Annotated in this window: 12 protein-coding genes and 1 pseudogene; 6 read left to right on the top strand and 7 right to left on the bottom strand. The window is 67.4% G+C overall.

Going from position 1 to position 15326, the window contains the following annotated elements; genetic code table 11:
- Positions 1-188 precede the first annotated feature (188 nt).
- Positions 189-2162: a methyl-accepting chemotaxis protein gene (locus P0Y43_RS21720; protein ID WP_275639330.1), complete on the top strand. Its 1974-nt coding sequence runs from the start codon at positions 189-191 to the stop codon at positions 2160-2162.
- A gap of 104 nt (positions 2163-2266) precedes the next feature.
- Here P0Y43_RS21720 and hglS read toward each other — a convergent pair whose 3' ends face one another.
- Both hglS and P0Y43_RS21710 read right to left on the bottom strand, forming a co-directional pair.
- Positions 2267-3652 carry a 2-oxoadipate dioxygenase/decarboxylase HglS gene (hglS, locus tag P0Y43_RS21715; protein ID WP_275639329.1) on the bottom strand — a complete coding sequence of 462 codons (1386 nt, stop codon included), beginning with the start codon at positions 3650-3652 and terminating at the stop codon, positions 2267-2269.
- Positions 3653-3773: 121 nt separating this feature from the next.
- The gene (locus tag P0Y43_RS21710; RefSeq protein ID WP_275639328.1) at positions 3774-4664 is read right to left on the bottom strand and encodes a LysR family transcriptional regulator; all 891 of its coding nucleotides are present in this window, start codon (positions 4662-4664) and stop codon (positions 3774-3776) included.
- Positions 4665-4802: 138 nt separating this feature from the next.
- Between P0Y43_RS21710 and amaB the strand changes: the two genes are divergently transcribed.
- Both amaB and amaA read left to right on the top strand, forming a co-directional pair.
- The gene (amaB, locus tag P0Y43_RS21705) at positions 4803-6293 is read left to right on the top strand and encodes an L-piperidine-6-carboxylate dehydrogenase (RefSeq protein WP_275639327.1); all 1491 of its coding nucleotides are present in this window, start codon (positions 4803-4805) and stop codon (positions 6291-6293) included.
- A 129-nt stretch (positions 6294-6422) separates the two neighbouring features.
- Positions 6423-7709, top strand: a complete 1287-nt coding sequence (amaA, locus tag P0Y43_RS21700) for an L-pipecolate oxidase (protein WP_275639326.1) — start codon at positions 6423-6425, stop codon at positions 7707-7709.
- Positions 7710-7840: 131 nt separating this feature from the next.
- Here amaA and P0Y43_RS21695 read toward each other — a convergent pair whose 3' ends face one another.
- Genes P0Y43_RS21695 through P0Y43_RS21680 form a run of 4 tightly spaced genes read right to left on the bottom strand, consistent with a single transcriptional unit; the run spans position 7841 to position 10976 of the window.
- On the bottom strand, positions 7841-8584 hold the full coding sequence (locus P0Y43_RS21695; protein WP_275639325.1) for a penicillin-binding protein activator LpoB: 744 nt from the start codon (positions 8582-8584) through the stop codon (positions 7841-7843).
- Positions 8585-8587: 3 nt separating this feature from the next.
- Positions 8588-9175: a penicillin-binding protein activator LpoB gene (gene lpoB / locus P0Y43_RS21690; protein ID WP_275639324.1), complete on the bottom strand. Its 588-nt coding sequence runs from the start codon at positions 9173-9175 to the stop codon at positions 8588-8590.
- A 22-nt stretch (positions 9176-9197) separates the two neighbouring features.
- Entirely contained in the window at positions 9198-9566 is a 369-nt protein-coding gene (locus P0Y43_RS21685) for a YcfL family protein (RefSeq protein ID WP_275639323.1), read from the bottom strand.
- A 15-nt stretch (positions 9567-9581) separates the two neighbouring features.
- Complete coding sequence (locus P0Y43_RS21680) at positions 9582-10976, bottom strand: COG3014 family protein (RefSeq protein ID WP_275639322.1); 1395 nt, start codon at positions 10974-10976, stop codon at positions 9582-9584.
- 276 nt (positions 10977-11252) lie between these two features.
- On the opposite strand from P0Y43_RS21680, the gene P0Y43_RS21675 reads away from it, so the two are divergent.
- Both P0Y43_RS21675 and P0Y43_RS21670 read left to right on the top strand, forming a co-directional pair.
- Positions 11253-13184, top strand: a complete 1932-nt coding sequence (locus P0Y43_RS21675; protein ID WP_275639321.1) for a cytochrome c/FTR1 family iron permease — start codon at positions 11253-11255, stop codon at positions 13182-13184.
- An 85-nt stretch (positions 13185-13269) separates the two neighbouring features.
- Positions 13270-13722, top strand: a complete 453-nt coding sequence (locus P0Y43_RS21670; protein ID WP_275639320.1) for a YaiI/YqxD family protein — start codon at positions 13270-13272, stop codon at positions 13720-13722.
- A 61-nt stretch (positions 13723-13783) separates the two neighbouring features.
- Here the strand turns inward: P0Y43_RS21670 and elbB are convergent, their stop codons facing one another.
- Positions 13784-14449, bottom strand: a complete 666-nt coding sequence (elbB, locus tag P0Y43_RS21665) for an isoprenoid biosynthesis glyoxalase ElbB (RefSeq protein ID WP_275639319.1) — start codon at positions 14447-14449, stop codon at positions 13784-13786.
- Positions 14450-14561: 112 nt separating this feature from the next.
- Here elbB and P0Y43_RS21660 point away from each other — a divergent pair.
- Positions 14562-15188, top strand: a pseudogene (locus P0Y43_RS21660) (sterol desaturase family protein); the annotation flags it as partial.
- Between the last annotated feature and the right edge of the window lie 138 nt (positions 15189-15326).

Here is a 15326-nt window from a genome sequence, read left to right as displayed (position 1 = left end):
AGGAGCGGGCTTGCCCCGCGATAGGGCCCTGGAACCCAGAGAAAACGTTTGCGTATACCCCGGCCCGACACTCAAGTATTCGCCAGCGACGCCGATCTCCTGAAACCAGCGTCCCAGAAGAGGCCGCCAATACCAAGCGGGCGGTCAGTGCGATCAGGATGATCCCGGCGCCTTGCCAGGAGCCTTGTATGTCCCAACCCCGTGCCCGGATCGCTTCGCAACTCGGCGTCGCCCTCGCCATCGTGCTGGCGCTGGTGATCACCGGCAGTACCCTGTTCGCCCTGCGCTCGCTGGACGACGCCAACCTCGCCACCCGCCAGGAGCACCTCGCCAGCGAAGCGCGCCTGCTGGCCGACCAGCTCGACACCTTCCACGGCTCGCTCAAGGACAACACCCAGCGCCTGAGCGGCCTGTTCGAGCGGCGCTTCGCCACGGGCCTGAGCGTGCGTGCCGGCGAGAACGTCGACGTGGCCGGGCAGAGCACCCCGGCGCTGTACCTGGGCGACCACCTGCTGAACAACGACTTCCAGCAGGTCGACGACTTCCAGCGCATGACCGCCGGCGTCGCCACCCTGTTCGTGCGCAGCGGCGACGACTTCATCCGCATCAGCACCTCGCTGACCAAGCAGGACGGCAGCCGCGCCATCGGCACCAAGCTCGACCGCCTGCACCCGGCCTACAAGCCATTGGTGGCCGGGCAGACCTACGTCGGCCGGGCGCTGCTGTTCGAGCGCAACTACATGACCCGCTACGTGCCGGTGCGCGACGGCGCCGGGCAGGTGATCGCGGTGCTGTTCGTCGGCTTCGACTACACCGACGCGCAGAACGCCCAGTTCGCCAACCTCAAGCGCTTCCGCATCGGCCAGACCGGCTCGCTGGCACTGCTCGACGAGCAGGGTAAGTGGCTGGTGCCGCCGGCCGGCATTGCCGACGAAGCCGCTGCGGCCAAGGCCGTGGCCGGGCAGGCGGACGGGCGCTTCTGGCAGAGCGGCGAGCAGCAGCTGTTCAGTGTCTCCGAGCCGTTCGCCGAAGGCCCGTGGACCGTGGTGGCGAGCATGCCCGAGGCGGAAATCCGCGAAGTGACCTGGAGCGTCGGCCTGCGCCTGGCCATCGGCAGCCTGCTGGCGATGCTCCTGGCCGTGGCCGCCACCCTCTGGCTGCTGCGCCGCAAGCTGCGCCCACTGGACGACCTGGTGCGTCAGGCCGAAGCCCTCGGCGCGGGCGACCTCAACGCGCGCTTGGCGGTCACCAGCCATGACGAGATCGGCCAACTGGCGCGCAGCTTCAACCACATGGGCGAGGCGTTGGCGACCATGGTCGAGCACATCCGCAGCGCGTCCGAGCAGGTCAGCAGCCGCGCCCACTCGCTGTCCGGGCTGTCGTCCGGGGCCTGCGAGGGCATGGAGCAGCAGTCCGGCGAGATCACCAGCATGGCCGGCGCGGTGGAGGAGTTCAGCGCCACCTCGATGAACATCGCCGACAACATGGCCGGCACCGAGCGCATGGCCCGTGAAAACGCCCAGCAGACGCGCATCGGTCGCAGTGCCATGGACCAGGCCTCGGCCTCGCTCAAGCAGATCGCCGAGGCCCTGGGCGGCACCGCCACGGTGATGGACACCCTGGGCGCGCGTTCGCAGGAGATCGGCGGCATCGTCGGGGTAATCACCGCCATTGCCGAGCAGACCAACCTGCTGGCGCTCAACGCTGCCATCGAGGCGGCGCGGGCCGGTGAGCAGGGGCGCGGTTTCGCCGTGGTCGCCGACGAAGTGCGTGGGCTGGCGGCGCGTACCCGTCAGGCCACCGACGAAATCTCCGGGATGATCGCCAGCATCCAGCAGCAGACCGGGCAGGCCATCAGCACCCTGGAGCAGGGCAACCGCCTGATGCAGGAGGGCTTGGAGCGCAACGACAAAGTCGCCGAGGCGCTGGCGCGGATCGACGAGCAAAGCCGTGTGGCGGGCGAGCAGTTCGCCGTCATCAGCACCGCGACCCAGGAGCAGAGCAGCACCGCGACGGTGCTCAGCCGCAACCTGCAGAGCATCGCCCAGGCCAACAGCGAGCAGCACGACGTGGCCAACGAGCTGGCCACCACGGCGCGTGAGCTGGAAGGGTTGGCGGCGCAGTTGCGCCAGGAAGTGGATCGGTTCCGGGTCGGGCGGTGATGGTGCCGGCGTAATCGGGGCAAGCCCGCTCCCACAGGTTCACCGCTGCTTCTGGCAAGGGCGCTGTACCTGTGCGGGCTTGCCGCGCGATTGGGCTGCAGGCCTTAAAGCGAGCTAAACCCCAACGCCTGCGCACACGCCAGCAACGACCGCTGCTCACTCTGCGCATACAGCGCCAGCTCATCCTGCACCTTCAGCCCCAGCGCTGCCTCGAACGCCTCGCGGTTGGCGTTGCTGCCATATTCGGCCTGGGCCTCGTCGCCCAGGTTCGACTGGAAGATCCCCGCCGCGCTCACCGGCAGGAAGTCCTCGTACACCAACGCCTCGAAATGCACGTGCCCGGCGTCGATCAGCCCTTGCAGGTCGCCCGGGCGCCCTGGCTGACCGCGTTCGGCCAGGCCCTTCTCGGTGGCGAAGTAGCGCACGTACGCCAAGCCTTGCTCACGCATCTGCGCCAGGTCATCCGGGAACTCGGCAAAGCGTGCCTCCAGCAGCGCCCGGTAGCGCTCGGCATTGGCCTCCGCCGGCACGCCACCGAGGTCGGCGCGGGTCGCATCGAGCAGGCGGTCGTACAGCTGGCGGCCCTTGGGCGTCAGCGCCGCGCCGCGTTGCTCGATCTCGCCGAAGCGCGCGGTGTGGCTGCCCTGGGCATCGCTGAAGGCGACCTTCTCCTGCAACGCCTTGAAGCTGGTCTGGCGCAGCAGGATCGGGTGGCGGCGGGTGGGCGGGCCCTCGACCACGGCCTTGGGGGGGATGCCTTTGGCCGGCATGCCGACCTGGATCGCGTCGATGTCCAGGGTGCGCGGGGTCAGGTGGTTGATGTGCGGGCCCTTGAACGCCACCACGTCGGCGATCAGCCGGTGCTGGTCGTGCAACTGCTGGTACTGCTCGGCGGTGACCGTGGCGTCGTGGTGCCAGCGGAAGGTGTGCAGCGCCTCCTGCACGAAGGTCTCGGCGTCTTGTGCGCTCAGGCCGCCGTCACGTTCGCACTGGGCGATCAGGTCGAGCACGCGCGGGGTGAAGATCTGACGCCGGGCCAGGATGCTCTCGGCCAGCTCGCGCAGGGGGAGGTTGTCGATCAGCTCCAGGCGCAGCAGCGAGGTGAACACGCGGAACGGGCTGACGTGCAGGGATTGCTCGTGCACCGCGCGGAAGGCCGTGGAATGCACCGGCACGCCGGCCGAGCTGAGGTCGTAGTAGCCCACCGGGGCCATGCCCATCACCGCGAACAGGCGGGCGATGGTCGCCAGCTCGTCGGCAGTGCCGACGCGGATGGCGCCGTGGCGCTCCTGGTCGAGGCGCTCGATCTCGCCGGTCCAGCGCAGGGCCTGGGCGACCTGCGGTCGCTCGGCCATGACCTGCTGGTTGATTTCGCTCACCAGCGCCAGCAGCGTGCCGTACAGCGGCACTTCCTGTTTGTACATGAGCGACATGGCGGCAGAGAACTGCGCGCGAATGCGGTCGGGGCTGACGAAATCGTGGGCGGGCATCGCTAGCTTCCTGGGGGTGGGGGAGTACCCTTACATGAAAGCGGGGAATGCACTTTCACGGCAAGCGAAAAAAAGTGCGGGGGTCATTCCTTTTGCGATTGAATTTTCCGGCCCTATCGCATTACTCCGGCAATTGATCGCGAATCCATTCCACCAGCGCCCGCACCTTCGGCACCTCCGCCGCATGCTCGGCAAACGCCAGGTAATGCGCCCCCGGGCTGCGCATCGCATGGTTCCAGGCCACTACCAGGCTGCCCTCGGCCAACTCCCTGGCCGCCAGGTAGCGCGGCACCAGCGCCACCCCGCAGCCGGCCTGCGCCGCGCTCAGGGCCATATAGAAGGTGTCGAAGCGCGGCCCGTGGTAACTGTTGTCGCTCTGCAACCCCTGCTCCTGGAACCACGCGTGCCAGGCCTCCGGCCGCGAGGTGCTCTGCAGCAACACCAACTCCGCCAGCGCCCCGGCATCGGCCAGGGCGCGACCGCCCAGCAGCTCCGGCGCGCACACTGGCACCACCTCCTCGCCGAACAGCTCCACGCAGGTCGCCCCCGGCCAGGTGCCCTGGCCGAAGAAGAACACCACGTCCGCCGAGCCCTGCAACAGCGCGAACGGCTCCATCTCGTTGCGGATGTCCAGGTGGATGTTCGGGTGGCGCTTGCCGAAGCCCTTGAGGCTGGGGATCAGCCAACGCACGCCGAAACTCGGTTGAGTGGCTACCTTCAATACTTCGGTCTGCTCGCCGTAGGTCAGGACGTAGCGGCTGGACATGTCCACCTGGGTGAGGATCTTGTTCACCTCCGCCAGGTACAAAGCGCCCGCCGGCGTAAGCTGCAAGCGCCGGCGGATGCGCAGGAACAGGTGGTGGTGGAGCATCTCCTCGAGCTGCGCCACCTGTTTGCTGACCGCGCTCTGGGTCAGGTGCAGCTCCTCGGCGGCGCGGGTGAAGCTCAGGTGGCGGGCAGCGGCCTCGAAGCACTGCAAGGCAGTCATCGACGGCACCAGGCGTTTGGACATGGGCGGTCTCTACGGCAGGGGAATCATTACCTGACGGAATGATATGCGGAATAAAGGTCGTTTGTTGCGCCAGTGTGATCGGATTAATACTGATCCCCATCACCTTTTCAACCCTTCACCCGATGTAGGAGAAGCACGATGGTTGCTGCATTGCTTGAGCGCCTGGGCGTCGCCGCCGAGGCTTACACCCAGGGCGACTACCCTGTCCACACGCCGATCGACGGCAGCCGGATCGCCTCGGTGAAGCTGCTCGGCAAGGCCGAGACCACCGCGCGCATCGATCAGGCACAGAACGCCTTCGAAACCTGGCGCAACGTGCCGGCACCGCGCCGTGGCGAGCTGGTGCGCCTGTTCGGCGAAGTGCTGCGCGCGCACAAGGCCGACCTGGGCGAGCTGGTGTCGATCGAAGCCGGCAAGATCACCCAGGAAGGCCTGGGCGAAGTGCAGGAAATGATCGACATCTGCGACTTCGCCGTCGGCCTGTCGCGCCAGTTGTACGGCCTGACCATCGCCTCCGAGCGTCCGGGCCACCATATGCGTGAGTCCTGGCACCCGCTGGGCGTGGTCGGGGTGATCAGCGCCTTCAACTTCCCGGTGGCGGTGTGGGCGTGGAACACCACCCTGGCGCTGGTCGCCGGCAATGCCGTGGTGTGGAAACCGTCGGAAAAGACCCCGCTGACCGCCCTGGCCTGCCAGGCGCTGTTCGAGAAAGCCCTGAACGCCTTCGGCGATGCGCCTGAGGGCCTGAGCCAACTGGTGATCGGCGGCCGCGAAGCGGGCGAAGCGCTGGTCGACGACCCGCGCGTGCCACTGGTCAGCGCCACCGGCAGCACCCGCATGGGCCGTGAGGTCGGCCCACGCGTGGCCGCGCGCTTCGGCCGCAGCATCCTCGAGTTGGGCGGCAACAACGCGATGATCCTGGCGCCGAGCGCCGACCTCGACCTGGCCGTGCGCGGCATCCTGTTCTCCGCCGTCGGCACCGCCGGCCAACGCTGCACCACCCTGCGCCGGCTGATCGTGCACCGCTCGATCAAGGACGAAGTGGTCGCCCGGGTGAAGGCCGCCTATGCCAAGGTGCGCATCGGCGACCCACGCAAGGACAACCTGGTCGGCCCGCTGATCGACAAGCTGTCCTACGACGCCATGCAAGGCGCGCTGGCCAAGGCCCGTGACGAAGGTGGCCAGGTGTTCGGCGGCGAGCGCCAGCTGGCCGAGCAATACCCGAACGCCTACTACGTGTCGCCGGCCATCGCCGAGATGCCCGCGCAGAGCGAGGTGGTGCGCCACGAGACCTTTGCGCCGATCCTCTACGTGCTGGCCTACGACGATTTCGAAGAGGCGCTGCGCCTGAACAACGAAGTGCCGCAGGGCTTGTCCTCGTGCATCTTCACCACCGACATCCGCGAGGCCGAGCGCTTCCAGAGCGCCTCGGGCAGCGACTGCGGCATCGCCAACGTCAACATCGGCACCAGCGGTGCGGAGATCGGCGGGGCGTTCGGCGGCGAGAAGGAGACCGGCGGTGGGCGTGAGTCCGGGTCGGATGCGTGGAAGGCCTACATGCGCCGTCAGACCAATACCGTGAACTACTCGCGCGAGCTGCCGCTGGCGCAGGGGATCGTGTTCGACTGAGGGTCGCCATCGTGGGGCAAGCCCGCGCCTGCAACGACTCCAGCGTCCTCAATGGCGCTGGAGATCCTGTAGGCGCGGGCTTGCCCGTGATGAGGGCCGCCACAACGCCAACACTGCTGGAGCCGGGCCATGTCCGAACTGCGTCAACAATGCTTGTGGGAACACATCACCCCGCCCACCGTGCCCCCGCAGGCCCTGGCCGGCGAGCACAAGGCCGACGTCTGCGTCATCGGCGGCGGCATCACTGGCCTGTCGGCGGCGATCCACCTGCTCGAACAGAGTAAGTCGGTGGTTCTGCTGGAAGCCTGGCAGGTCGGCCACGGTGGTTCCGGGCGCAACGTCGGGCTGGTCAACGCCGGCACCTGGATCCGCCCCGACGACGTCGAGGCGACACTCGGCCAGCCGCAGGGCAGCCGCCTGAACAAACTGCTCGGCGACGCCCCCGGCGAAGTGTTCAGCCTGATTGAGCGCCTTGGCATCGACTGTCAGGCCCGCCACCACGGCAACCTGCACATGGCGCACAACGCCACCGGTCTTGCCGACCTTGAGGCGCGTTTCGCGCAATGGACCCGTCGCGGCGCCGACGTGGCGCTGCTGACCGGCGCCGAATGCCAGCAATACTGCGGTACCGACAAGATTTCCGCCGCGCTGCTCGATCGCCGCGCCGGCACCATCAACCCCATGGCCTACACCCAGGGCCTGGCCGCCGCTGTGCGGCGCCTGGGCGGCACCTTGTTCCAGCAGTCGCCGGTCGAGGGCCTGGCACGCGACGGCGATGCCTGGCGGGTCAACACCGCCCGTGGCAGCGTGCGCGCCGACAAGGTGGTGATCTCCACGGGCGCGTACACCGAAGGCGAGTGGAGCAACCTGCAGAAGCACTTCTTCCGCGGCTACTACTACCAGGTCGCCTCCCAGCCCCTGAGTGGCGCCGCCGCCGAGCGCATCCTGCCCTACGGCCAGGGCTCCTGGGACACCCGCACCGTGCTCAGCAGCATCCGCCGCGACGACCAGGGCCGCCTGCTGCTTGGCAGCCTGGGCCGGGTCGACAACAAGCCGGCGTGGTTCGTGCGCAGCTGGGCCGACCGCATCCAGGGCCATTACTTCCCGGAGCTGGGCAAGGTCGAGTGGGAGATGCACTGGACCGGCTGCATCGACTTCACCCCCGACCACTTGATGCGTCTGTTCGAGCCGGCGCCGGGGCTGGTGGCGGTGACCGGCTACAACGGGCGCGGCAACACCACCGGCACGGTGATCGGGCGCGCGTTCGCCGAGTTCCTGCTCAAGGACGACCCGGACAGCCTGCCGATTCCGTTCTCGCCGATGAAGGCGGTGAGCGCGCCGGCGTTGCGCACGGCGTTCTATGAGTCGGGGTTCTCGCTGTACCACGCGGGGCAGTGCCTGCGCGTCGTTCTGTAGGGGGGGGCGCAGGCGCTATCGGCCCTGTCGCGGGGCAAGCCCGCTCCAGGAACCCCTGCGGCCATGAGGGCAGCACGGTATCCATAGGCGTGGGCATGCCCCGCGATTGGGCTGCACAGCAGCCCCAGGGCTCAACGCAGAATCTGCGCCGGCTCATCCGGCGGCAGAGTGTCCCGCCCCTGCGCCCGCCCAGGCTGGCCCGGCATCCCACCGCCCAACTGTTCGGCCAACTGACGCGCCACATCCAGCCCCAATTCCTTCGACACTTCACGCACCACCCGCGGGCGGTTCAGCGTCACCCGCGCGTCCTGGCGCTTCACCAGCTTGGTGTCCTGCGCTTCGCCCATGGCGGTGAACGCCGAGGTGATCGCATAGGTGCGGGTGTCGATCAGGCTGAAGTCGGCCACCAGGGTCAGGCCCAGCACCGCCGAATAGCTGTCGGTGTGGTCCAGGGCATTGATGTCCTGCTGGAAGTCGATGTCCGACACGGTGCCGAACAGCACGTAGTCGGCGCCCTTGAACGCGCCGTTCTTGATGCGGCGGATCACGTCGTAGACGTCTTCCTTCGACTCGGCGGTGTACGGCGAGCCTTGCACCAGTTGGAACATGCCACCCTTGAGGATCTCGCCCTTGATGTCGCCACCGAAGTTACGCAGTTCGGTCTGCTCGATGTAGCTGGTGAGGCTCTCGTACTCGCTGTAGCTCGACTGGCCGCTGGCGTGATACAGGCTCGCCTGGCCGCTGCTCTGGGCGTTGACGGTGTGGATGTACTCCTGCACCCGCTCCTGGTAGGCCAGGTCGGTCACCGCCACCTTGGGGGCCGCCTGCACGCCGAAGGCGCAGGCCAGGCCCAGCATTGCCATCCATGCACGCATCGGTCAGCGCTCCGTGGTCTTGCGGATTTCTTTCTCGTCCATCCACTCGGCCAGGCCGCTTTCCACGTCGATCAGCTGCAGGCTGAACTTGTAGAACACGTCCTTGTAGTCGCTGCTGCGCTTGACGATCGAGCTGATCGAGCCTTCCAGACGGTACTGCGCGGCGACCATGTTGCCGGTCTTGGCCACGGTGTTCTTCTTGTACAGGCCGCTCTGGTTCTGCAGCTTGAGCTGGTCGACCTGGCTCTGCATGTCGGTGTTGTCGCTGGCGAAGCGCGCCACGCCGGTCTTCATCAGCTGGGTCTTGATCGAGGTGGTGATCTCGCGGGTATCGATGTACTCGCTGGTCTTGTTCTTCACGTCGTACACCTGCACCACCGGGCGCCCGTGCAGCACGCCGGACTGGGCCAGCGAGCGGGTCATGCTTTCGGCGATCATCTGCAGGTCGGTGGAGCCGAACTCGTTGGTCACCAGCTCCACGGCCTTGCTGTCGCCGTAGCTGATGTTCTTGCCGCCCAGGACCGGGGACGGGGTGCTGCAGCCGCTGACCAGTGCGATGGCGACGGCGGCGAGGGAAACGCGTGCAAACATGGGAAAGCTCCAGAAACAGGGGTCAGCGGGTGTGGACTTCGAGGCGGAAGTCGGTGGCCTTGGGGGTCGGGGCGATGGCGGGCAGGAAGCTGGCCTGCTTGCCATACAACGGCAGGGCTTTCCAGCCTTCCTCATCGGCCACCGGGAAACCGTCGTTGCCCAGCCAGGCGAAGCGGTAGAACAGGGTCTGGTTGCTGCGGCTGGTGTTGTTCAGCGCCACTTTGACGGTGAGGAAACCGTTCTCGCGGGCGACACGCATCTGGCCGACTTCGATGTCGTCCAACTGGCCCATGGTCACCACCTTGCTGGCGGCGCTGCCCGGGGCGGGTGGCGGGGTGGCGCAGCCGGCCAGGGCGGCGACGGCGAGCAGGGCGAGGCAGAGGTTGCGCATGGTCGATCCTTGCGGTTACTTGAGGGCGATGGCCTGGGGTTGTGCTTGCGCCGCGGGCGGCAGTTCGATGGACGGGCCGCCAGCGAACACGCGGTTGCCGACCACGCGCAGGCTGATCACCTGGTAGGGGCGGTCGACTTTCACCTTCACCTGGCTGCCGCCGAGGCTCGACGGCAGGCTCAGGCGGTGCTCGCCCTGGGCCAGGTGCACGCGGGCGACCTGGGTTTGGTCGGGCAGGGTGCGCCAGGTGCGGGTGTCGGCGCCTTCGACCACGGCCGAGGCGATGCCCATCACCAGGCCGGCCATCGGGTTGACCTCGTTCATCTTCTTCTGCGCCACGCCACGGGTGATGGCGCGCACGCTGGTGCGCAGGATGATGCCCGGCATGTCGTCGCGCAGGGCGCGGCGCGACATGGCGCTGGTGCTGTTGAGCGCGGTCAGGGCCAGGGCCTTGTCGTTGAGCTGCACTTCGCTGAAGTGCGCGGTGGAGGTGTCGTCCTTCATCACCGGGAACGACAGCGGGGTGATCACCAGGTTGCCGTCGATCGGCAGGGGCAGCGGCACGCGCACCGAGTCGCGAGCAGGGGCCAGGCCGCTCTGCACGACGATCAGCACCTCGCTTTCACCCGGCTTGGCGCTGCTTTTGTCGAGGTTCAGCAGGGCCTGTTCCAACAGTGGTGTGTTGGGGCGCAGCTCGGCGGCCTTGCGGTAGCCGGGCGCGGCCAGGCCTTTCTCGCCCAGCGCCTCGTAGACGAAGCCGGACAGGTAGTGGCTGAAGGCGCTCTGGTAGCTGTTCTTGAGGTTGACCACTTCCGGGGCGTCGAGGCTGGCCACGGGGTAGCCTTGCAGGTCCTTGAACTCGGTCTTGACCCCTTCCTTGTCGGCTTCTTCCTCGCGCTTGAGGTATTCCTTGTCGCGCAGCTCGGCGATCACGGCCTCGCGCTCGTGGGTCTTCTTGATTTCCGTGCGGGCGCCGTCGAGGTCGTTCTGGGCCAGCAGGTTCAGGGCCATCTGCGTGGTCAGCATGACCTTTTCGTAGTCGTAGCCTTCGTAGCGGCGGACCTTGTCGTTGACCAGGTAGCTGCCGAACTGGCTGAGGTACTTGTCGGTGTCGAGCTTGACCGACTCTTCCCATTGGAACACCACGCCGTCAGCGGCGCGCCAGGCGTCCTGGCTGCCCTTGAGGTCGCCCTTGGAACGCAGCAGCTCGCCTTTCTCGAAGTAGTAGAGCAGGTCTTTCTGCTCGCCCTTGTTGTTGCTTTCGAGCAGGGCGAGGGCGGCGTCGACGTTGCCGGCGGCCAGTTGCTGGTTGGTCTGCTGCAACTCGCTGTCGTAGCTGCGGAAGGCGGCGCAGCCGGTGAGCTGCAGGGTGGCGAGCAAGGTCGCCAGGGTGCGGGCGCGGGGTACCATTGGTGGTCTTCTTCCCTGAATGAATGGTGCAAAGGGCGGGATTATAGCGAAAGTTAGTGGCTAGATAATGGCTATTTGATCCTGGTGTGATGGCGTCCTCAGGACCGCTCTCGCGGGGCGAGTCCGCTCCCACAGGCACATCGCCGTTTTTCATGGACAGTGGTGAACCTGTGGACGCGGGCTTGCCCCGCGAGAGGCTCGCCCGAACAAAATTGTCTCTAGATTTTTCATGAAATCTGCCCGCCAACCTTGAGCGAAAGGGAGTGGAAGTGAACAATGTTCGCTTTCGTATTCCCGCCGAGATCCGTCATGACTCCCCGTTCCCGCATGCTCGCCTGGCTGCTGTCGCCGCTGCTGGCCCTGTGCAGCACCCTGGCGCTGGCCGAAGCCCCCGCCGAGGCGACCAAGGCGTTGCACCTGCTCGACTACATCGGCGCCGACTACCCGGCCACCGTGCGCGACGGCAAGGTGCTGGACGACGGTGAGTACCGCGAGCAGCAAGCGTTCGGCGCGTTGCTGGCCGAGCTGCTCAAGAGCCTGCCGGCCAACGCCGAGCGCGAGCCCCTGGGCCAGGGCGTGCAGGCCTTGCGCCAGGCCATCGAGCAGCGCGAGGACGGTGCCAGCGTGGCCCGCCAGGCCCGCCAATTGGGCGCGCGCCTGGCGGTGGCCTACGAGGTCAGCCAGGCCCCGGTGATCACCCCGGACCCAGCCCGTGGCGCCTCGCTGTATGCGCAGAACTGCGCCATCTGCCACGGCGACAGCGGTGCCGGCGACGGCCCGGCGGGCGTCGGCCTGGAGCCGCCACCGGCCAACCTGCGCAGCGCCGCGCGCCTCGACCAACTGAGCCTGTTCGACCTGTACAACACCCTCGGCCTGGGCATCGAAGGCACCGAGATGCCGTCGTTCGCCGACCAACTGGACGAGCGCCAGCGCTGGGACGTCGCCGCCTACATCGCCAGCTTCAGCGCCGACCCGCAGGCGGCCAAGGGCGAGAAGACCTGGAACCTCGCCGACCTGGCCCGCCAGACCCCGGCCGAGGTCGCCGCCAACGAAGGCGCCGAGGCGCTGGCCGCGTTCCGCGCCCAGCGCGCGCAGCCGCCACAGGTCAAGCGTGGCCCGGCGCAACTGCTCGAATACACCTCCAGCACCCTCGACAAGAGCCTGGCCGCCTACCGTGACGGCGACCACGACCAGGCCTACGACCTGTCGGTGGCGGCCTACCTGGAAGGTTTCGAACTGGTGGAAAGCTCGCTGGACAACATCGACGCCGACGTGCGCAAGGACACCGAGAAATCGCTGATGGCCTACCGTCAGTCGCTGCAGGACGGCCTGCCCGCCGAACAAGCCGCGCAGCGCCTGGCCGAGGCCAAGGTCAAGCTCGAGCAGGCGGCCAAGCTGCTCGGCGGCGACGGCCTGAGCTGGTCGCTGAGCTACATCTCCGGCCTGTTGATCCTGCTGCGCGAAGGGCTGGAAGCGATCCTGGTGCTGGCGGCGATCCTCGCCTTCCTGCGCAACACCGGGCAGCAGTCGGCGGTGCGCAGCGTCAACATCGGCTGGGCGCTGGCGCTGGTCGCCGGTTTCGCCACCTGGGCGTTGGCGGCCTACGTGATCGACGTCGGCGGCGCCCAGCGCGAGCTGCTCGAAGGCTGCACGGCGTTGTTCGCCGCGGTGATGGTGCTGTGGCTCGGTGTGTGGATGCACGACCGCCGCCACGCCGCCGCCTGGCAGGACTACATCAAGAGCAGCCTGGTCAGCGGCGGCGGGCGCTTCGGGTTCGCCATGCTGGCGTTCTTCTCGGTGTACCGCGAGCTGTTCGAGGTCATCCTGTTCTACGAGACCCTGTGGCTGCAGGCCGGGCCTGCCGGGCACCAGGCGGTGCTGGCCGGTGGCGCCACGGCGCTGGTGCTGCTGGTGGGGTTGGCCTGGGTGATCCTGCGCGGGTCGGCGAAGCTGCCGCTGGCGTTGTTCTTCAGCATCAACGCGGCGCTGCTGTGCGCGCTGTCGGTGGTGTTCGCCGGGCATGGCGTGAAGGCGCTGCAAGAGGCGGGCGTGCTGGGCACCCGGCCGGTGGCGTTCTTCGAGTTCGACTGGCTGGGGATTCACGCCGATGCGTACTCGCTGGGTGCGCAGGCCGTGGCGTTGCTGGCTATCGTGATCCTGTACGGGCGCTCGCGGATCGCCGAGAAGCGCAGGGCGGCGGCGAACTGAGGCCGCTGCGCGACCTATCGCGGGCTTGCCCCGCGATAGGGCCGGCCCTGACACTACGCAGTCTTTGAATCACGGAAACATCGCCATGCGTGTATGGATCGACGCCGACGCCTGCCCCAAGGCGGCCAAGGACCTGATCGTCAAGTTCGCCCTCAAGCGCAAGTTCGAGGTGGTCATGGTTGCCGGCCAGGCCCAGACCAAGCCGGCCTTCGCCCTGGTAAAGCTGATCGTGGTGCCCAGTGGCATGGACGCGGCCGACGACTACCTGGTGGACAACGCCGTGCCCGGCGAACTGGTGATCTGCAGCGACGTGCCGCTGGCCGACCGCCTGATCAAGAAGGGCGTTGCGGCATTGGACCCGCGTGGCCGCGAGTTCGACGAACGCAACATGGGCGACCGCCTGGCAGTGCGCAACCTGTTCACCGAATTGCGCGAGCAGGGGCAGGTGGGGGGTGGGCAGGCGCCCTATGGCGAGCGCGAGAAGCAGGCGTTCGCCAATGCGTTGGACCGCATTCTGACGCGGCTTTCGAAGGTGTGATGGCGGGCCTCATCGTGGGGCACGCCCGCGCCTACAGGGAGCGGGTCGCCACAGGCACACCTCAATCGTTCTCGTGGGTCAGCTCCAGCACCCGGTCGACCAACTTGTAGATCCCGCCCGCCGCCTCGCTGATCGACTTGGCCAGCATGTACGCCGGGGTGGTCACCAGCTTGCGCTGGGTGTCCTCGACGATGTCGTGCACATCGCACTCCTCATGGGTGCCGCCCATCTTCACCACCGCCGCGCTGGTGCCGGCATCGTTGCCGATGGTGCAAACCACGCCCGGCCCGTAGATCTTCGCCGCCAGCGCCGGGGAGATGCAGATCAGCCCGACCGGCTTGCAGGCGTCGGCGAAGGCCTCGGCCAGCGCCAGCACGTCCGGGTGCACGCTGCAGTTGGCGCCTTCGACGGCGAAGTTGGAGAGGTTCTTCGCCGCGCCGAAACCGCCCGGCACGATCAACGCGTCGAAGTCCTCGGCGCGGGCCTCGCGGATGTCCTTCACCTCGCCACGGGCGATGCGCGCCGACTCCACCAGCACGTTGCGCGACTCGGGCATTTCCTCGCCCGTCAGGTGGTCGATCACGTGCATCTGTGCGATGTTCGGCGCGAAGCACTGCACCTGGGCGCCGCGTTGGTCAAGGCGCAGCAGGGTGATCACGCTTTCGTGGATCTCGGCGCCGTCATACACGCCGCAGCCGGAAAGAATCACCGCAACTTTTTTCGTCATGCTCATTACTCCCGTATCGAGGCGCTGAATGTCCTCTAGTTTGGCAGATGTGGCCATAGGGTTCGCCCCTGGCCCGGCCTAATCTTTGGGGATCACCCAAGAGACGCTGCCCATGGACCTGATTCTGCTGGCCGTGCCGTTCTTCTTCGCGCTGATCGCGGTGGAGCTGCTGGCCGACCGCGTGCGTGGCCAGCGCAACTACCGCCTGGCCGACGCCATCAACAGCCTGAGCACGGGCGCGCTGTCGACCAGCACCGGGCTGCTGACCAAGGGCGTGGGGCTGGTGAGCTACGCGCTGGCTGTCGAGCACCTGGCGCTGCTGCGCTTGCCGGCGGACGCCTGGTGGGTGTGGGCGCTGGCGTTCGTGCTCTACGACCTGTGCTACTACTGGCTGCACCGCCTGGGCCATGAGCGCAACGTGCTGTGGGCGGCGCACTCGGTGCATCACCAGAGCGAGGAGTACAACCTCACCACGGCGCTGCGCCAGACCAGCAGCGGTTTCATCTTCTCGTGGGTCTTCTATCTGCCGCTGGCGCTGCTCGGCGTGCCGCTGGTGGTGTTCGTCACCGTGGCCTCGCTGAACCTGCTGTATCAGTTCTGGGTGCACACGCGCCATGTGCCCAAGCTGGGCTGGCTGGAGTGGGTGTTCATCACGCCGTCCAATCATCGCGTCCACCATGCGCAGAATCCTGTGTACTTGGATCGCAACTACGGAGGCGTGTTCATTCTCTGGGACCGCCTGTTCGGCACCTTCCAGGAAGAGGACGCGCGCGAGCCAGTGGTGTTCGGCGTGACCACGCCCCTGGCCAGCTGGAACCCGCTGTGGGCCAACCTGCAGTTCTATGCCCAGCTGTGGCGCGACGCGCGGCGCACCCGC

This window comes from Pseudomonas entomophila (assembly GCF_029193575.1).
In the GTDB taxonomy this organism is placed as follows: Bacteria; Pseudomonadota; Gammaproteobacteria; order Pseudomonadales; family Pseudomonadaceae; genus Aquipseudomonas; species Aquipseudomonas entomophila_G.
Note: the sequence above shows the minus strand (reverse complement) of the source record. Positions and strands in the feature narration are given on the sequence as shown.